This window comes from Catelliglobosispora koreensis DSM 44566 (assembly GCF_000379685.1).
Classification (GTDB): domain Bacteria; phylum Actinomycetota; class Actinomycetes; order Mycobacteriales; family Micromonosporaceae; genus Catelliglobosispora; species Catelliglobosispora koreensis.
On sequence record NZ_KB903253.1, the window covers coordinates 67,330 to 85,231 of the forward strand.

19 protein-coding genes are annotated in these 17,902 nt (G+C 65.3%); 14 read left to right on the forward strand and 5 right to left on the reverse strand.

The features are described 5' to 3' along the window. Positions 1–39 precede the first annotated feature (39 nt). The 3 genes from aceE to A3E1_RS0114110 all read left to right on the forward strand — a co-directional run bounded on the left by aceE (position 40) and on the right by A3E1_RS0114110 (position 4,805). Positions 40–2,775, forward strand: coding sequence for a pyruvate dehydrogenase (acetyl-transferring), homodimeric type (aceE, locus tag A3E1_RS0114100; RefSeq protein ID WP_020521423.1), 2,736 nt, complete (start codon positions 40–42; stop codon positions 2,773–2,775). Positions 2,776–2,839: 64 nt separating this feature from the next. Then, entirely contained in the window at positions 2,840–4,117 is a 1,278-nt protein-coding gene (locus A3E1_RS40205; protein WP_157631507.1) for a M48 family metalloprotease, read from the forward strand. 103 nt (positions 4,118–4,220) lie between these two features. Further along, a complete protein-coding gene (locus A3E1_RS0114110; RefSeq protein WP_051105025.1) occupies positions 4,221–4,805 on the forward strand; it encodes a hypothetical protein in 585 nt (194 codons plus the stop codon). On the opposite strand, the gene A3E1_RS0114115 is transcribed toward A3E1_RS0114110, so the two are convergent. Further along, complete coding sequence (locus A3E1_RS0114115; protein WP_020521426.1) at positions 4,802–5,404, reverse strand: nitroreductase family protein; 603 nt, start codon at positions 5,402–5,404, stop codon at positions 4,802–4,804. The two genes, A3E1_RS0114110 and A3E1_RS0114115, sit on opposite strands and share 4 nt — an antisense overlap. Before the next feature lie 17 nt (positions 5,405–5,421). Between A3E1_RS0114115 and A3E1_RS0114120 the strand changes: the two genes are divergently transcribed. Then, positions 5,422–5,829: a YjbQ family protein gene (locus A3E1_RS0114120; RefSeq protein WP_020521427.1), complete on the forward strand. Its 408-nt coding sequence runs from the start codon at positions 5,422–5,424 to the stop codon at positions 5,827–5,829. On the opposite strand, the gene A3E1_RS47085 is transcribed toward A3E1_RS0114120, so the two are convergent. Both A3E1_RS47085 and A3E1_RS0114130 read right to left on the reverse strand, forming a co-directional pair. Beyond that, positions 5,818–5,991 carry a hypothetical protein gene (locus tag A3E1_RS47085; protein ID WP_020521428.1) on the reverse strand — a complete coding sequence of 58 codons (174 nt, stop codon included), beginning with the start codon at positions 5,989–5,991 and terminating at the stop codon, positions 5,818–5,820. The genes A3E1_RS0114120 and A3E1_RS47085 overlap by 12 nt on opposite strands. Then, positions 5,988–6,518 carry a hypothetical protein gene (locus tag A3E1_RS0114130; protein WP_020521429.1) on the reverse strand — a complete coding sequence of 177 codons (531 nt, stop codon included), beginning with the start codon at positions 6,516–6,518 and terminating at the stop codon, positions 5,988–5,990. The genes A3E1_RS47085 and A3E1_RS0114130 overlap by 4 nt, the downstream gene beginning before the upstream one ends. Positions 6,519–6,564: 46 nt before the next feature. Between A3E1_RS0114130 and A3E1_RS0114135 the strand changes: the two genes are divergently transcribed. Then, positions 6,565–7,065, forward strand: a complete 501-nt coding sequence (locus A3E1_RS0114135; RefSeq protein WP_020521430.1) for a hypothetical protein — start codon at positions 6,565–6,567, stop codon at positions 7,063–7,065. On the opposite strand, the gene A3E1_RS0114140 is transcribed toward A3E1_RS0114135, so the two are convergent. Continuing rightward, entirely contained in the window at positions 7,034–7,693 is a 660-nt protein-coding gene (locus tag A3E1_RS0114140) for a ThuA domain-containing protein (RefSeq protein WP_020521431.1), read from the reverse strand. The genes A3E1_RS0114135 and A3E1_RS0114140 overlap by 32 nt on opposite strands. A gap of 32 nt (positions 7,694–7,725) precedes the next feature. Here A3E1_RS0114140 and gltX point away from each other — a divergent pair, with 32 nt between their 5' ends. Further along, complete coding sequence (gene gltX, locus A3E1_RS0114145; protein WP_083929497.1) at positions 7,726–9,138, forward strand: glutamate--tRNA ligase; 1,413 nt, start codon at positions 7,726–7,728, stop codon at positions 9,136–9,138. On the opposite strand, the gene A3E1_RS44660 is transcribed toward gltX, so the two are convergent. Further along, on the reverse strand, positions 9,112–9,657 hold the full coding sequence (locus A3E1_RS44660; protein WP_020521433.1) for a copper resistance CopC family protein: 546 nt from the start codon (positions 9,655–9,657) through the stop codon (positions 9,112–9,114). The two genes, gltX and A3E1_RS44660, sit on opposite strands and share 27 nt — an antisense overlap. Before the next feature lie 192 nt (positions 9,658–9,849). Here A3E1_RS44660 and A3E1_RS40215 point away from each other — a divergent pair, with 192 nt between their 5' ends. The 8 genes from A3E1_RS40215 (at position 9,850) to A3E1_RS0114190 (ending at position 17,719) form a co-directional block, all read left to right on the forward strand. Continuing rightward, on the forward strand, positions 9,850–10,443 hold the full coding sequence (locus tag A3E1_RS40215; protein ID WP_051105026.1) for a hypothetical protein: 594 nt from the start codon (positions 9,850–9,852) through the stop codon (positions 10,441–10,443). A gap of 15 nt (positions 10,444–10,458) precedes the next feature. Beyond that, entirely contained in the window at positions 10,459–11,232 is a 774-nt protein-coding gene (locus tag A3E1_RS0114160; protein ID WP_020521435.1) for an LppM family (lipo)protein, read from the forward strand. 9 nt (positions 11,233–11,241) lie between these two features. After that, on the forward strand, positions 11,242–12,426 hold the full coding sequence (locus tag A3E1_RS0114165; protein ID WP_020521436.1) for a PucR family transcriptional regulator: 1,185 nt from the start codon (positions 11,242–11,244) through the stop codon (positions 12,424–12,426). A gap of 78 nt (positions 12,427–12,504) precedes the next feature. Next, positions 12,505–13,674 (forward strand): acyltransferase domain-containing protein, encoded by a 1,170-nt coding sequence (locus tag A3E1_RS0114170; RefSeq protein ID WP_026208425.1) that lies wholly within the window; start codon positions 12,505–12,507, stop codon positions 13,672–13,674. Between the two features lie 79 nt (positions 13,675–13,753). Continuing rightward, entirely contained in the window at positions 13,754–14,704 is a 951-nt protein-coding gene (locus tag A3E1_RS0114175) for a beta-ketoacyl-ACP synthase III (RefSeq protein ID WP_020521438.1), read from the forward strand. A gap of 27 nt (positions 14,705–14,731) precedes the next feature. Beyond that, positions 14,732–14,971: an acyl carrier protein gene (locus tag A3E1_RS0114180; RefSeq protein ID WP_020521439.1), complete on the forward strand. Its 240-nt coding sequence runs from the start codon at positions 14,732–14,734 to the stop codon at positions 14,969–14,971. A 16-nt stretch (positions 14,972–14,987) separates the two neighbouring features. Continuing rightward, positions 14,988–16,214 (forward strand): beta-ketoacyl-ACP synthase II, encoded by a 1,227-nt coding sequence (fabF, locus tag A3E1_RS0114185; protein WP_020521440.1) that lies wholly within the window; start codon positions 14,988–14,990, stop codon positions 16,212–16,214. Positions 16,215–16,306: 92 nt separating this feature from the next. Further along, positions 16,307–17,719 carry an acyl-CoA carboxylase subunit beta gene (locus tag A3E1_RS0114190; protein WP_026208426.1) on the forward strand — a complete coding sequence of 471 codons (1,413 nt, stop codon included), beginning with the start codon at positions 16,307–16,309 and terminating at the stop codon, positions 17,717–17,719. The last annotated feature ends 183 nt before the right edge of the window (positions 17,720–17,902 follow it).

Sequence of the window (17,902 nt, forward strand, 5' to 3'; positions counted from 1 at the left end):
GTTGGGACCAATCAACTAACTGACAACGAGGGAACGCCTGTGGCCACCGAACGCAAGCGCCCGGTGATTAGCGACGGCCTGCCGAGCCAGCTCCCGGATATCGACCCCGAGGAGACGCTGGAGTGGATCCAGTCGCTAGACGGAGTGATCGATGAGCGCGGCGCGAAGCGCGCACGTTACATCATGCTGCGCCTTCTTGAGCGCGCACGCGAGCGCCAGGTCGGCGTCCCGCCGCTGACCACCACTGACTACATCAACACCATCCCGAGCGACCGCGAACCGTGGTTCCCCGGTGATGAGCACGTGGAACGCCGCCTGCGCGCCTACATCAGGTGGAACGCGGCCATGCTGGTCCACCGTGCACAGCGCCCCGGCATCGGCGTCGGCGGCCACATCTCGACTTACGCTTCGAGCGCTTCGCTTTACGAAGTCGGCTTCAACCACTTCTTCCGGGGCAAGAACCACCCCGGTGGCGGAGACCACATCTTCTACCAGGGCCACGCCTCGCCCGGCATGTACGCACGTGCCTACCTCGAGGGCCGCCTGTCGGAGAACCAGCTCGACGGCTTCCGCCAGGAACTGTCGCACCCGGGTGGCGGGCTCCCGTCGTACCCCCATCCCAGGCTGATGCCGGACTTCTGGGAGTTCCCCACGGTCTCGATGGGCCTCGGCGGCTTGAATGCCATCTACCAAGCGCGCTTCAACCGCTACCTGGCGCACCGCGGCGTCAAGGACACCAGCGACCAGCGAGTATGGGCCTTCCTCGGCGACGGCGAGATGGACGAGCCGGAAACCCTTGGCGCTATTGGCCTGGCGGCCCGCGAAGAGCTCGACAACCTGACCTTCGTCATCAACTGCAACCTGCAGCGCCTTGACGGCCCGGTTCGCGGCAACGGCAAGGTAATCCAGGAACTGGAAGCCTTCTTCCGCGGTGCCGGCTGGAACGTCATCAAGGTCGTCTGGGGCCGCGAGTGGGACCCGCTGCTCGCCGCCGACACCGACGGCGCTCTGGTCAACCTGATGAACAGCACGCCTGACGGTGACTACCAGACCTACAAGGCCGAGTCTGGCGCCTACGTTCGCGAGCACTTCTTCGGGCGCGACGCGCGCACCCGCAAGATGGTCGAGCACATGAGCGACGACGAGATCTGGGGCCTCAAGCGCGGCGGCCACGACTACCGCAAGGTCTACGCCGCCTACAAGGCCGCGACCGAGCACACCGGCCAGCCGACCGTCATCCTGGCCAAGACCATCAAGGGCTGGACACTCGGGTCACACTTCGAAGGCCGTAACGCCACGCACCAGATGAAGAAGCTGACCCTTGACGACCTCAAGGCGTTCCGTGACCGGCTGTTCCTCGACATCCCGGACTCCGCCCTGGAAGCCGATCCCTATCAGCCGCCTTACTTCCACCCGGGCGCCAAGAGCGACGAGACGGCCTACCTGCTGGAGCGGCGTGCCGCCCTTGGTGGCTCGATTCCCACGCGCAAGACGACCGGCACCAAGCTGGTCCTGCCGGAGGACAAGTCCTACGCGGACCTGAAGAAGGGCTCCGGCAAGCAGAAGGTCGCCACCACGATGGCCATCGTGCGGCTTATCAAAGACCTGATGAAAGACAAGAACATCGGGGCCCGCTGGGTGCCGATCATCCCGGACGAGGCGCGCACGTTCGGCATGGACTCGCTGTTCCCGACCGCGAAGATCTACTCTCCGCACGGCCAGACCTATACGCCGGTCGACCGGGAATTGTTCTTGTCCTACAAGGAATCCACCGCCGGGCAGATCCTGCACGAGGGCATCAACGAGGCCGGGTCGGTCGCCTCGTTCACCGCCGTCGGCAGCGCCTACGCCACACACGGCGAGCCGATGATCCCGGTCTACATCTTCTACTCGATGTTCGGCTGGCAGCGCACCGCCGACGGCCTGTGGGCGGCGGCCGACCAGATGGTGCGCGGCTTCCTGCTCGGCGCGACCGCCGGGCGCACGACGCTCAACGGTGAAGGCCTTCAGCACGAAGACGGGCACTCGCTGCTCATCGCGGCGACCAACCCGGCCGCGGTCGCCTACGACCCGGCGTTCGGCTTCGAGATCGCGCACATCATGCAAGACGGTCTGCGCCGCATGTATGGCGAGCAGCCTGAGGATATCTTCTACTACCTGACCATCTACAACGAGCCGATCTTCCAGCCCGTTGAGCCGTCAGGCGTCGATGTTCCCGGTCTACTCAAGGGTCTTTACCGCTACCAGGGGTCCACAGTGGACGGACCGAAGGCACAGATCCTCGCCGCCGGCATCAGCATGCAGTGGGCCCTCAAAGCCCAGGAGCTGCTCGCCCAGGACTGGGGTGTGTCGGCCGACGTCTGGTCGGCCACCAGCTGGACCGAGCTGCGCCGCGACGCCGTCGACACCGAGCGGTTCAACCTGCTCAACCCGGACAAGCCGGCTCGCGTGCCCTACGTGACTTCCACGTTGCAGACGACCGAAGGACCGGTGGTCGCGGTTTCGGACTGGATGCGGGCCGTGCCAGACCTCATTTCCCGGTGGGTACCAGGTGACTACGTCTCACTGGGAACAGACGGCTTCGGCATGTCCGACACCCGGTCGGCACTGCGGCGCCACTTCAACGTGGACGCGGAGTCCATCGTGGTGGCCGTGCTCAGCCAGCTCGCCCGCAAGGGTGAAGTCCCGGCTACCGCGCCAGCAGACGCCGCACGCAAATACGCCATTGACGACATCTCAGCCGCACCAGCCGGCGAAACCGGCGGCGACAGCTAACCGTTCGCACCAACTTCTGGGGCCGGGCCTGCGCTTTCGCAGGCCCGGCCTTTAACATCCTCCGGTGCCTCCCTGCCCCCACTGCCACATCGCCCTCGTGACGGTCAACAACGCGCCGCCCTGGTGTGAACGCTGCGAATTCAACCTTGGCCTCATGGAGCCTGAGCCCGAGGACGGCTTCATCGCCAGGCACATCAACGTCTGGGCCGCCCGCATGGCGTTTTCGGCGAACCGGAAGTTGTTTGGCGAGCTGGCTGGCCACACCGCCAGCAAGCCTGACGTCAACGCGGCTTTCGTGCTGCTCTTCGGCATCTCGATCTATGTCATGTGCGCTCTGCTAGCCACGCTCGCAGCCGGGATCTACCTCGTCGTTACCGGTCACATCGTGCTGCAAGTGCTGGGGGCGATTCTCGTCGGCCTGGCGATTGTCTTACGCCCGCGGCTCGGCACGATGAAACCGTTCCGTGAGAATTTCGACGAGATCACCGCGACGGATACGCCGGCGATGTTCGCCCTTATCGAACGGGCCGTCCACGAGATGGGCGCGCCCATGCCACATCACGTCTTCCTCAGCGACGAATGGAACGCGTCAGCCTCCGTGGTCGGGTTGCGACGGCGCAGAGTGCTCGTCATAGGCGTTCCGTTATGGATCTGTCTTCAGCCGCAAGAACGGGTGGCGTTGCTAGGACACGAACTCGGGCATTTCGTCAACCGAGACGTCCGGCGTGGACTGCTGACTCAGCCTGCCTGCACGATCTTCGCTCAGCTCGCCGACCTCGTCCGTCCGGAACGGATCGTGCACGCTGACGGCGAAGGCGAGGGATTCGGTGGCGGATCGTTCTTCGCGATGCTGGGAATGGCCATCATGAAGCCGTTTCTGTGGACCGCCTTCTACCTCTTTGTGCTGCTACACATTGCCATCACCGCGGTCGCTGCCCGCGCGACCCAGCGCGCGGAATACTTCGCCGACGCCATCGCGCTTAGGCTCGCCGGCTCGCGCGCGATGATGTTCGTCGACCTGCTCACCAATGTGGAACAACTGACAACCGTCGTCGGCGCGCGCTCCCGCAATGGTGAAGGCTTCGCCGGGTGGCGCAAGGGCATCGAGGAAACCCGGATCCGGCGGTCCGAGACGCGGATCCGGCTCTTCCAGTTGTCGATGCGTGACGACGCCTCGCTCTTTAGCACTCATCCGCCCGCGGGCTACCGCTATCGCATGGCGACGACGCTTCCCTACGCCGAGCCGGTCATCGTGCTGACGGAGTCGGAAGCGGCCACCATCGACATGGAACTCAGCAAGTTTGAGCAGCGGTACGCCAGGGAAATCGCGCATTCATGGTGACCATTGACATATAGCGATCAATGGCGTACCTAGAGTTATGGCCCACACATCGCAGGACTCAACAACGGTCCGCCGCCTCCGGCAGGGCGTCGGAATCGTAGGCATGGCACTCCCGTTCGCGGTGACCATCGGCAATGCCGTGCAGGTAAAGCAGGCGGTTCTGCTCAGCTCCATTAGCGGCGCCTACTACACCGGCATGCGAGATGTCTTCGTCGGCAGCCTTTGCGCCATCGGCGTTTTCCTCATCTGCTACCGCTATGCCCGCCCAGACGACATCCTCGGCACCATCGCTGGTTTCGCCGCGATCGTTGTGGCGCTGTTTCCCACCACAGCGCACGACGACCAGCTCCTCGTGTCCACAGCCGACACACCCAAAGGAGTCGTGCACGGAGTCGCGGCGATCATCCTGTTCCTGGTATTGGCCATTTTCTGCTTCTTCATTTTCCCGCGCTCGATCCACCCGCAGGCCATGACGGCACGCAAGAAGGCACGCAACATCACTTACTACATCTGCGGCATTCTCATTGTGCTCGGCCTGGCTACAGCGGCGTTCGGCAGCAAACTGCTGCCAGCCGACATCGTGAGCTCGGTGCGCCCGATGTTCTGGGGTGAATCGATCGCGGTGCTAGCTTTTGGCGTGGCCTGGTTCGCCAAGAGCAACACATTCCTGCCGGATATCGAGTCTTAGCTATTCCACTGTCCACGGTGGATGACCTGGCTGGCCGGTTTGCGGCGGCTTCGGTGATCGCGGGGCGGCTCATCGGAGTACCCCATGGTCACTACTCCGATGGGGGTGAACTGAGCCGGAATGCCAAACTCGGCCCGCACCGCCGGGATCGCGCCCTTGGGCATGCCCGACAGGCAGGCACCTAGCCCGGCATCCACCGCCGTCAGCAACGCCATCAGCGTCGCCATGCCCGTGTCGATATCCCAGTAGGGCGCGGGCCACCAGTCATCGGAACGGTCCGTGAAACCCTTGTCCGGCTGGGCATAGCGGTCGAGATAAGCGTCCTTATTGGAGCACGGGATAATCATGAAGGGCGCTTTCGCGTTGGCGGAGAACCAATTCTTCGCCTCTTGCGGCTCAGCGGTGTGCACAGTGGTTTGGTAACGCGCGATATCGGCGGCGTTGTCGAGGACGAGAAAGCCCCAGCCCTGAGAGAATCCGGCTGACGGAACCTTCACGATATTGCGGAGAATCCGGTCCACCACCTCGGGTGGGATGGGACGGTCCAAGTCGTAGCTGCGGACGGAACGGCGACGGCGAACAACCTCCTGAAATTCCACCCATTTAAGGTACCGGTATGGACAGCATCGTGGTGACCGTGCGAACCGGGTCCCAGCCGAGCGTGACCGACCTGACGCGCGAAGCCGCCGCCTTCGCCAAGGACAAAGGCGATGGTCTCCTGCACGTCTTCGTCCCGCACGCGACCGCTGGTATCGCCATCATCGAAACCGGCGCCGGAAGCGACGACGATCTGCTGACCGCTCTCGACGATGTGCTGCCCGCGCAAGAAGGCAAGTGGGTGCACCGTCACGGCAGCCGTGGCCACGGGCGCGATCACGTCATGCCAGCCTTCGTCGCGCCTTATGCGACGCTGCCTGTCCTCAATGGACAGATCCTGCTCGGCACCTGGCAATCGATCTGCCTCGTCGACCCCAACGGGGACAACCCCACGCGGCAAGTCCGCTTCTCTTTCCTAGCCGGGTAGCCCGATAGGCGAAGGCAGCTCGGGCCGCGGCGGCGGCACGACACTGTCCTGGATGGTCTGCATTCGCCACTGCCAGAACGGTTCCGCCACGAGCCTGCCAATGGCGAAGGCCAGCAACCCGCTCACCAAAACCGCCGCTGTCGCGGCAACAACCGGTTTCATAGTCGCGACAAGACCTCCTGTCCCAAGGCGATCGCGTTGGCGACGAGGACTTTCTCGTCAGCCGCTTCTGGATAGTCCAGCCCCACGGAGACGGTGTGGATCCCCAAACAGGCCTCGAGCCGGACAGTTCGCTTCCCGGCCGAAGCCACCAGGTAGTAGCTCGCTTTCTCACCCAGCGGTACTTCAGTATTGAGCCGGTTGATGGGACGGGTAAGCAGCACGCCGCCACAGCCCGGCCCTCGCCCCTCGGCCCGTCCTCGTGTCCCGACCGCGACCCAGGCCCAGACCTGTTCGCTCTGCCATTGGCAGGCGGTTGCCCGGACCGCCTCGGCCGTGGCGACAGTGCCCACGACCGCCGCTCCACCGTGTCCCGGCGCGATGCGGTCCATCAGCTCGGGACGCACCAGCGAGCACGCGCCCGGCGGCGAAGCAGTGGGCTCATATGAGGTGCTCGTCAGTCCCCATAGGAATCCCACGGCCGCCATGCCGGCGCAAAGCACGATCGTGATGACCGTCCTCGATTTCATGGGACGCATGCTCTCATGGCCATACGCACACTTGCTATAAAGCGGCATGGCTATCCGGTTCATCGGGGCGAATCCCGGGATCACGATTCTCAACGGCGACGAGCGCATGGCGTTCGCGAGCGTCTGGCGCGCGGACTGGTCGGAGCAAGGTGCTGGGCTCGCCATTGTGTTGTGGCATAAGGGGATGACGAAGGTCATCACCTCTAACAGCGTCCTAGGAGACTGGCTTGCGAGTGAGTTCACCCGCCACTTCCCCGAGGTCGCGGGCCTGCCCTGGCCAACGCCCGCGATCGTCGAGACGCCAGTCAGCCTGGAGCTCGATCTCACCCACGGCATGAAGGCGTCGGGCGGTGGGGTAACCGTCGAGATAGGACCGCCACAGGACCGGCGTCTGTTCACGACAGACGCCTTCGACCTCGGCGGTCACCTACACGAGTTGTCCACGGTGTTCATGCCGTGCGAAACCGGTTCCGTCACGATCGACGGCACGCGGGTTGAGGGCACCGTGAAGGCGTTTATCGCTGATGCGGAAGTGTGGCAGCGCTAGCCGCCCACAGGATGCCGCGCTCGATCATCGTGCGGATCTCGGGGATATCGAGATCGGGCAGGTGATGTCCCACCGTGTTCACATAGATGCGGCCCTTGCCCCACTGCCGCGTCCACACCGCTGGATGGGTCACCGGCTCGTTCCACGGCTCCTCGGCGGTGAAAGTGATCGTCGCGAGCACGTCGTTGAGCGGGTCGGTCAGCACCCAGTACCGCTCGGTGTTCAAATCGACGGTCGTGATGCCCTCCGTGACCGGATGATCTTTGATCACGGTGAGCTGGTGTGGCACGAAGTTTCCGGGGTGGCACACGAACCAGCCGCCGGTCATCCACTGGTAGTTGCGGTCGGTGAACGCCGCCACGATGCCGCCGTGCCAGCCGGCGAACCCCACACCCGCTTTGACCGCCGCTTCCAGGCCGGCTTGCTGAGCCGGCGTCAGGTCGCCTTTGGTCCAGCATTGCAAGATGAGGTGGGTACTCAGTAAGCGCTCTTGATCTTCGTAAACCGCCAGTGAATCGGCAATTTCCACCTCAAAACCCGCGTCGGCGAGGAACGGCAGAAAGCTATCCGTCGTTTCGACCGGGAAGTGGAAATCCGCGCCACCACGAACGATCAAGGCCTTTCGCATGCGCGACAGGTTAGCCGACTACCCTGAGGGGCGTGACAGTACGTGTGCGCTTCGCCCCCTCCCCGACCGGGATGTTCCACGTCGGTGGTGCCCGGTCAGCCCTGCAAAACTGGATCTTCGCCAAGCAGCACGGTGGTGTCTTCATCCTGCGCATCGAGGACACTGACACCGCGCGCAACCGTCCCGAGTGGACCGAAGGCATCCTGACCGCGATGGAGTGGATCGGCATCGAACGCGGCTCCTACGAGGGCCCGCTGTTCCAGTCGTCCTACCTGGCCGAGCAGCAAAAGGCGATCCAGCAGCTCATTGACGGGGGCAAGGCGTACTACTGCACCTGCACCCGCGACGAGATCAATGAGCGCACCGACAACAAATACGGCGGCTACGACGGCTTCTGCCGGGACCGTGGGCTGACCAGTGGCGCGATTCGCTTCCGTACGCCCGATGAGGGTGTGACCGTGGTCAAGGACCTCATCCGCGGCGAACCGTCGTTCGAGAACAAGAACCTCGACGACTTCGTCATCGCGCGTGGCGACGGTTCGCCCGTATTCATGCTGGCCAACGTGGCTGACGACATCACGCAGGGCATCACCCACGTGATCCGCGCCGAGGAGCACCTGCCGAACACGCCCAAGCAGCAGCTGCTGTGGGAGGCGCTGGGCAAGACGCCGCCCATCTGGGCACATGTTCCCGTCGTGGTGAACGAGAAGCGGCAGAAGCTGTCCAAGCGCCGCGACAAGGTGGCCCTGGAGATGTATCGCGACGAGGGCTACCTCGCCGACGCGATGCGCAACTACTTGATGCTGCTGGGCTGGGCGCCATCAGGCGACCGGGAGATCGTGCCGTGGTCGGTCATCGAGGCCGAGTTCCGCCTCGAAGACGTGAACCCGTCGCCGGCGTTCTTCGACGAGAAGAAACTGCGTGCCTTCAACGGCGAATACATCCGTGCGCTGACCGTCCCGCAGTTCATCGACGCGTGCCAGCCTTGGCTGACCGGACCGTTCAAGGAGGAAGGCGCCGAATACGGCATCGCCGCTCCCCCGTGGGCACCGCACGCCTATGACCCAGCCTTGTTCGAGCAGGTCGCCGAACTGGCACAGACGCGCATCGCCGTGCTGTCGGAGATCGTGCCCAATGTGGATTTCCTGTTCCTCGACCGGCCGCGGCTCGACGACGCGGCGTGGGCCAAGGCAGGCAAGGACGCTCACATCCTGCCTTCAGTGATCGAGGCGTTCTCGAAGCTGGAGTCCTGGGACGCTCAGTCGTTAAAGGACACCCTGATCGCGGTCGGTGAGGCCCACGAACTCAAGCTCGGCAAGGCTCAGGCCCCGGTGCGTGTCGCCGTGACCGGCAAAGCGGTCGGGCTTCCGCTGTTCGAGTCCCTTGAGGTGCTCGGCCGTGAGAAAACCTTGCAGCGCCTAAACGCGCTGGCGTCGGTTTCGTAAGAAGGAGATCAGCCCGCCGACGACGAGCCCGGCAACGGCCGCGCCGCCGATCCACGGGAGCCAGGGAGTGTTCTCGCTCTTGGTTTCCGGGGTGGCAGCAGCCGCTGGGCTCGACGCGGCCGGGGTCGGCGATTGCGTGAGCTTGACCGGTTCCGGTTCCGGCAAGGTCAGCGTGAAGCCGTAGCTGCCTGTGATCGGGTGGCCGTCATCCGAAGGCACCTCATAGGCGACGGTGTATTTGCCGCTGGTCTTCCCGGTGAACGGCGCGCTCATGAACTTGCCGTCGATCTTCAGCTCGCCGATCGCGCTCGCGCCGTCGGGGCCGGTGACGGTCATCTTGGCGGTGGGCTTGAGCGACGCCAGCCAGCGCTGCTTGACCTCAGCGGGCGCCTGGGTCAGCGCCGCGTCCTTTTCCGGCAGCCGCTCCACGAGCGAGTTGTGGGCGAAAGCTGGTGCCTGCACGCCGAACACGGCGACGGCAAGGGCGGCGATTCCCAGGGCGATGCGCTTCATGAGCATTGGTCGACGGTACCTGGGCGGAAAGTTCCCGGGGAAAAAACAAGATCTATAAAGTGCCGAAACCCGACAGTTCTCCATGCAACTTTCCGGTCAAGCCAGGCGTCTAGGTAGCAAATCACGGGGACATAAGAATCGGGGCGAGCGATGGTTCGCAGGCTGCTCTTGTTGGGCGTCACGCTAGTCGGAGCAGCAATGACGCTGCCCTTAGCCACGGCCTCAGCGGGCACGATGGCCGATCCCATCAAGGTCATCGAAATCACGGGTGAGGGCATCGACACCGCGATCCAGCTCGCCTCCGACAAAGACAAAGCTCGCTTCAACGTTGTCTTCAGCGAGGTTTCCTGGCTGGCCGGGCAGCGCAGCGTCACGAGTTCCCCGGCACCCGACCGGCTCGGGCCTAAGTACACGCTGGTGATTCTGACCGACGGCAAAGCCACCGACACCTATGACCTCTACCCGCAGGCGGCTGGTGGCCCGCGCGCGTTTCGTCCCGACACCCAGCCCGACGGCCGCAAAGTGGGCGCCGGCTGGTTCTACGGCCGCCTCAGCATGCCAACGACACTCATCAACGTGGGCGTTCCGCTGACGGGCGTGCCCGGCGACCCGGGCATCAACGCCGGCCGTGGCGGTGGCGCCGACGTCGCCCCAACCACTTCCGACTCCCCTGATCTGGCCCAGGTGCTCGGCGACTGGACCAAGTTCACCGGCCTCAACAGCGCACTGATCATCATCGTCGCGATGGGCATCTTCGTGCTGGCCTTCGTGCTGCGTAAGCAGGGGCGATAGTCCATACTTTCTGCCATGCGACCCCTCCGAGCGCTTGCCGCGCTGTTGTTTGCCGCGGTCACCCTGACCGGCTGCATGAAGATCGAGATGGATCTGACCGTCTCCAAGTCGGACACGATTAACGGATCCATGATCTTCGCCATGGAGAAAGTGCTCCTCACCGCTTCGGGCCAGTCCCCGGAGAAGGCGTTCGAGCAGATGTCGAGCGGAAACGACAGCCTGCCCACGGGCAGCCGGGTCGAGGTCTACGACGACGGAAAGTTCTACGGGCAGCGCATCCTGTTCGAAAACCTGGCGCTGGCCGAGTTCAACAAGTCCAGCGACAAGGAAGCCGATGCGCCCCGCCTCGTGCACGAGAACGGCCGCTATGTCTTCACGATGAAGGCCAAGGCGGCAAGCGATGAGCTTGGCGCCGAAGGCGCTCAGATGGCCGCCATGCTGGCCAACGTCGAGATGAAGTTCACGGTTACCTTCCCTGGCAAGGTGATTGAGCACGACGCTGACGCCAAGGTCGACGGCAACACCGCGACGTGGAACCTGCGCATGACCAAGAACTACGAGCTGCGTGCCGTGGCCGAAGAGCCAGCCCTGATCTCGTGGCAGCTCGCCACCATCGTGGGCAGCGTGCTGTGCGTGGTTCTCGTGGCGGTGCTGATCGTGGTGGCCGTCGTCATCTCCCGCAGGCGCCGGACCCCGCCCGCCGCCGTTACCCAAGAAGGCGTGGTCGTTCCAGGTCCGCTGCCCCCAACCGCGGCGTATCCAACCATCGATGACAGGCCGGCCCCCTAGGCTGTCCCCATGACCAGAGGCGGCGCGGCGGGTGAGCCCTTAGCGGCGACGCTGCGCCAAATCGAGCGGTCGGCGGGTGCTTTGGCCACCGCGAGCGTTTCCAGAATGGACGAATCGCTCGTCTGGTTCCGGGATCTGCCGGCCGATCAGCGGGCTTGGGTCATGCTCGTGGCCCAGGCCGGCGTTCAGTCCCTCGTGGAGTGGCTGCGCCAAGGCGGCGGCCTAAACGGTGGGCCACAGGCGGTTTCTGACGAGGTCTTCGACGCCGCTCCCCGGGCCCTGGCCCGCAGCATCAGCCTGCAGCAGACCGTGGCGCTCATTCAGGTCACGATCGAAGTCGTCGAGGAGCAGGTGCCGACACTGGCCGCCAAGGGCGAGGAAGCCATGTTGCGCGAGGCGGTCCTGCGCTACTCGCGGGAGGTGGCCTTCGCCGCGGCCCGGGTTTACGCGCGCGCGGCTGAGTCCCGCGGCGCCTGGGACGCCCGGCTCCAAGCCCTCCTCGTGGACGCGTTGCTGCGCGGGGATTCCGCCGATGTCCTGGCCAGCCGCGCCGCCGCGCTCGGCTGGACGGACGCTCCACCCGTCACTGTCGTGGTTGGACGGTCGCCCGGCGGCGAAGCCGGAGCCGTGCTGCACGGCGTGGCGCGGGCGGCCCGGCGCGGAAAGTTCGAAGTGCTGGGCGGCGTGCACGGGGATCGGCTCGTGGTCGTGATCGGCGGTGCCGACGACACGCACAAGGCCGCGAGCACGCTCTTGAGTGCCTTTGGCGAGGGCCCTGTAGTCATTGGCCCGTCCGTGCCCACGCTCGAGGCGGCCACTGACTCAGCCCGGTCCGCGATGGCCGGGTTCCGTGCGGCGGGCGCATGGCCTGCCGCTCCCCGTCCCGTCCACGCTGACGATCTCCTGCCCGAGCGGGCGCTATCCGGCGATGGAGAAGCGCGACGGATCTTGCGGCATGCCGCCTACGGTGCGTTGGTCAAGGCCTCCGGCGAGCTACTGGAGACCCTCGACGCCTTCCTCGCCAACGGTGGCGCCCTGGAAGCGACCGCTAGAGCGCTGTTCGTTCACCCAAACACGGTGCGCTATAGATTGCGCCGGGTGGCTGAAGTCACAGGCTTCGCCCCGCTCCTGCCCCGCGACGCCTTTGCCCTGCGCATTGCCCTTGTCCTCGGGCGCCTGGAGCCTGGTTTGTAGACCTCCTACAACAGTTGTAGGAGGAATTAGTGAGGCATGACAGAGGCGTGGAAGGCCGTGATCCAGCAGGGTTAAGTGGTGCTAGCAGTTCTCTCCCCTGGCCAGGGTGCCCAGAAGCCCGGCTTCCTCACCCCATGGCTCTCTTTGGAGGGCGCTGAGTCCAAACTTCGCTGGTGGTCCGCCCTGGCAGGCGTCGACCTCATCCACCTTGGCACCGTCGCTGACGCCGACGAAATCAAGGACACGGCCAAGACTCAGCCACTCCTCATCGCCGCTGCTCTCCTCGCCGCTGACTACCTGCCGATCGCCGACGTTTCCGTCGCCGCCGGGCACAGCGTCGGCGAGCTGGGGGCTGCCGCGCTGGCGGGAGTGCTGACACCCGAGTCGGCCATCACGCTCGCCGGCGTGCGTGGCCGCGAAATGGCCGCCGCTTGCGCGCTCGAACCCACCGGCATGGCCGCGATCATTGGCGGCGAAGAGCCGGAAATCCTTGCCGCGCTTGAGAAACACGGCCTTTACGCAGCCAACCGCAATGGTGCTGGGCAGATCGTCGCCGCTGGCGCCCGCGACTCCCTGGACAAGTTCGCCGCGGAACCGCCGTCCAAGTCCAAAGTCATCAAGCTTCAGGTCGCCGGGGCGTTCCACACGCCTTACATGGCGCCCGCTGAGCAGGCCCTCGGCGCCATCGCGGGTGGCATCACGCCCACTCACCCGGCCCGTCTGCTGCTGTCCAACGCCGATGGCGTCGCCGTGACCGACGGCGACGAGATGCTCGCTCGCCTGGTCCGCCAAGTCACCGCACCGGTCCGCTGGGACCTGTGCATGCGCGGCCTCGCCGACCTCGGCGTCACCGCCGTCATCGAGCTGCCCCCAGCGGGCACCCTCGCTGGCCTGATCAAGCGCGAACTGCGCGGGCCAGGCCTGCCCGAGATCGTCACCCTGAACACCCCAGATGACCTCCCGGCCGCACGCGACCTGATCGCGCGGCACCGGGCGGCTCACACCAACGAGCCATCCCTTCACTTCGGGGTCGTGGTGACCGCTACCGCCGGCACCTTCGTTCCCGCTGACGGCCTCGAAGAGGGTTCACCCATCAAAGCTGGGCAGCTCATCGGGCAGATCAACACCCGGCAGGGCGCGGTCGATATCACCGCGCACCAGACCGGTTTTCTTGTCGAGTGGCTGGCGCACCGCGATGACCCGGTTAGCTCCGGGCAGCCACTCGCGCGCATCGGAGAGCTTTCATGAGCGAGTGCTTGCACGAGCGAATCGGAATCACAGGTTGGCTAGTGCCTCATGGCGTCGGCGACCTAAGGGAGACGGCGACATGAGCAGCAGTGTTAGCGGCAGCAAGATCCTGTCGTTCGGCCACTATCAGCCATCACGCATCCTGACCAACGACGACCTCGCTCAGATGGTCGACACCAACGACGAGTGGATCCAGTCCCGCGTCGGGATCAAAGAGCGGCGGATCGCCGACGGCGAATCCGTCGCTGACATGGCCGCCCTGGCGGCTGAGAAGGCACTGGCCGCGTCGGGGCTTTCCGCCACCGACATTGACCTGATCGTCGTGGCCACCTGCTCCAACTCTGACCGCAGCCCCAACACGGCGTGCCGTGTAGCGGCCAAGCTTGGCATCGGTGCCCCGGCCGCTTTCGACCTCAACACCGCTTGCTCCGGCTTTTCCTATGCGCTGGCCAACGCCGACCACGCCATCAAGGCTGGTGCGTCCAAGAACGCGCTAGTGATCGGTGTGGAGAAGCTTTCCGAGATAACCGACTGGTCCGACCGGTCCACTTGCGTCATCTTCGGTGACGGGGCGGGCGCGGCGGTCGTGACGGCGATCAGCGAAGGCGAAGAGCCGGGCATCGGGCCGGTCGTGTGGGGCTCAGATCCCAGTGAGGCGATCGCGATCGAGGGCTGGCGGCCTTACATCGTCCAAGAAGGACAGAAGGTGTTCCGGTGGGCGACCACCGCAGTACCAGCTATCGCTTTGGCCGCATGCCAGAAAGCCGGTGTCGAGCCGGCTGAGCTGGGCGGGTTTGTTCCGCACCAGGCCAATCTGCGCATCATCGAGCCACTGGCGCGCAAGATCGGCGTCAATCCCGACGTTCTCGCGCGCGACATCGTGGAGTCCGGAAACACTTCGGCGGCAAGCATTCCGCTCGCGCTGTCCAAAATGATCGAACGTGGCGAGGTCAAGTCCGGTGCCTCCGTGCTCCTCGTCGGTTTTGGCGGGGGCCTGACCTATGCCGGTCAAGTCATCCGCTGCCCGTAGTTGCAAAACAAACCCGAAAGGAAAGAAATGACCAAGGAAGAGATCGTCACCGGCCTGGCCGAGATTCTCGAAGAGGTCGCTGGCGTGAACCCTGACGACGTAAGCGAGGAAAAGTCCTTCACCGACGACCTCGACGTCGACTCGCTCTCCATGGTCGAGGTCGTCGTGGCGGCCGAGGAGCGCTTCGGTGTGAAGATCCCGGACGACGAGGTGCAGAACCTGCGCACCGTGGGTGACGCAGCCGACTTCGTACTCAAGCAAGCCTGAGAACTGCGAGATTAATGTGACTAAGCCAGAGGTAGTTGTCACCGGCCTGGGCGCCACTACCCCGCTCGGCGGGGATGTCGCGTCCACTTGGGACGCGATGCTGGCCGGACGCTCCGGGGTCAGCAAGCTGACCCAGGAGTGGGCCGAACAGTTGCCGGTTCGCATCGCCGCTCAGCTGGTGGTAGAGCCGAGCGAGGTGCTCGACCGGATCCTGTTGCGCCGGCTCGACCGGTCTGAGGCCCTGGGCCTCATCGCGGCAGCCGAGGCCTGGAAGGACTCCGGCCTAGACCGCGACAGTCTTGATGGGGAAAGACTCGGTGTCGTGGTTGGTTCTGGCATCGGCGGGGCACAGACCCTGCTTGCCCAGGACGACATTCTTGAAGCTTCCGGGCCGCGGCGGGTCAGCCCGCACACGGTTCCGATGCTCATGCCCAACGGGCCTGCGGCCTACGTGGGGCTTGAGTACAAAGCCAAGGCCGGGGTGCACGCGCCGACAAGCGCCTGCGCGACCGGTGCTGAGGCGATCGCCTGGGGCCTGGACATGATCCGTTCCGGCCGGGCCGACGTGGTCATCGCCGGCGGCGTGGAAGCAGTGATCCATCCGCTGCCGATCGCCGGGTTCGCCTCGATGCGCGCCATGTCGACGCGCAACGACGATCCCGAAAAGGCTTCCCGCCCATGGGACAAGGGCCGTGACGGCTTCGTGCTCGGTGAGGGTGCCGGAATCGTCATCCTTGAACGCGCCGACCACGCCGCTGCCCGCGGGGCCCGCGTCTACGCCCGGCTTGCCGGGGCGGGCATGACCTCTGATGGGTACGACATCGTGCAGCCGCATCCGGAAGGCGAAGGTGGCGCGCGGGCGATGCGCGTGGCCCTGCGCGATTCCGGCCTCGCTGCCACCGATGTCACGCATGTCAACGCGCACGCGACCTCGACGCCGGTCGGAGACATGGCCGAAGTTGGTGCGGTGCAAGGGGTTCTGGGTGCACACCCGGTGCTGACGGCGACAAAGTCGATGACCGGTCACCTGCTCGGTGCGGCGGGCGCGCTTGAGTCGATCGCCACGATCCTGGCGATCCGCGACAGTGTTGTCCCTCCGACGATCAACCTCGATGACCCCGACGACGCGCTGACCCTGGATGTGGCGGCACACAAAGCCCGTCCCATGCAGATTCCAGCGGCCCTCAACAACTCGTTCGGTTTTGGCGGCCACAACGTCGCGCTGATCTTCGCGCGGGCGTAGCCCGTGCGAAGCAGTCAGCACAGTGCCAAAGCGTGCGCGGCGAAGCCGCGAGAAACAACGCGGCTTCGCCGCATCAGCGCTTGGAGAATGTCATGACGATAACCTCCACCCCGCTTGACGAGTCCACTGTGGACTTTCGCGACCCGCTGGTGCGGCTAAGGACGCTGTTCGACAAGGGCACCGTCAAGACGCTCACCGGCAAGGACGACTCCGGTGTGCTGACCGCCCGCGGTCTCATCGACGGGACGCCAGCGATCGCCTATGCCACCGACGCCACGAAAATGGGCGGTGCCATGGGCGTCGAGGGTTGCCAGCACATCGTGGACGCTATTGACGCGGCTGTGCGTGAGCGCGTCCCGGTGGTCGGGGTGTGGCACTCCGGTGGTGCCCGGCTAGCCGAAGGCGTTGTCGCGCTTGATGGTGTGGGCCAGGTCTTCGCGGCGATGGTCCGGGCCTCCGGCCGCGTGCCGCAGATCTCGGTCGTGCTCGGGCCGGCCGCCGGTGGCGGCGCTTACGGCCCAGCACTGACCGACATCGTCATTATGAGCGGAGCGGGACGCATCTTCGTCACCGGTCCCGAGGTGGTCCGCAGTGTCACCGGCGAACAGGTCGACATGGAACGCCTGGGCGGCCCCGAGCCGCACGGGCGGCGGTCCGGCGTAGCTCATATCACCACGAAGGACGAATCTTCCGCGCTGGAAGAGGCGCGCAAGGTCGCCAAACTCCTTGGCGCCCAAGGCCGGATCAGTCCAGCCGACGTCGCCGACGACCGGGACCTGTCGGCCTCCATGCCGCCAGAAGCCACACGTGCCTACGACGTCAAGCCCGTCGTCAAGGCGCTTTTGGACGAGCCCGGCGTGGAACTGCACGCCAAGTGGTCGCCCAACATCGTCACCACGCTCGGCCGGTTCGCTGGCCGGACCGTCGGCGTCATCGCCAACAACCCGCTGCGCCTAGGCGGATGCCTGGATGCCTCCAGCGCGGAGAAGGCGGCTCGTTTCGTGCGCATGTGCGACTCCCTCGGCGTCCCGCTGATCGTGCTCGTGGACGTGCCGGGCTACCTGCCCGGTCTCGGCCAGGAGTGGGAAGGAGTGGTGCGCCGCGGCGCGAAACTCCTGCACGCGTTCGCCGAAGCGGTCGTCCCGCGGGTAACCCTGGTGACCCGCAAGGCCTACGGCGGCGCCTACATCGCCATGAACTCGCGTTCCCTTGGCGCCACAGCGGTTTTCGCCTGGCCCAGCGCCGAGATCGCGGTCATGGGAGCGTCAGCCGCGGTCAACGTGCTGCACCGCAAGAAGCTTGCCGCCTGCCCGCCAGAAGAGCGCGAAACGTTGCGCGCCAAGCTCGTCGAGCAACAGCTCGCCGAAGCCGGCGGCGTCAACCGCGCACTCGAGATCGGCGTCGTCGACGACATCATCAAGCCCGCCGAAACCCGCAAACGGATCGCAGGCGCCCTGTCAGACGCTCCGGCGGCTCGGGGTGCACACGGCAACATACCGTTATGACGCCTCCTTTGTGGGGTCCACCTGTCCGTGTGCAAGCGGTGCGAGGTTCGCGCTACTCGGCGTGAAAATTATGCCTGCAAGTGACCGGCCGTAAATCCGCCGCCTTAGAGCGGATCGGCTGTCCGTACAAAGCGGCGCGAGATTCTGTGGTGAGGGGCCGCTGTCTGGGGTGGACAGCGGCCG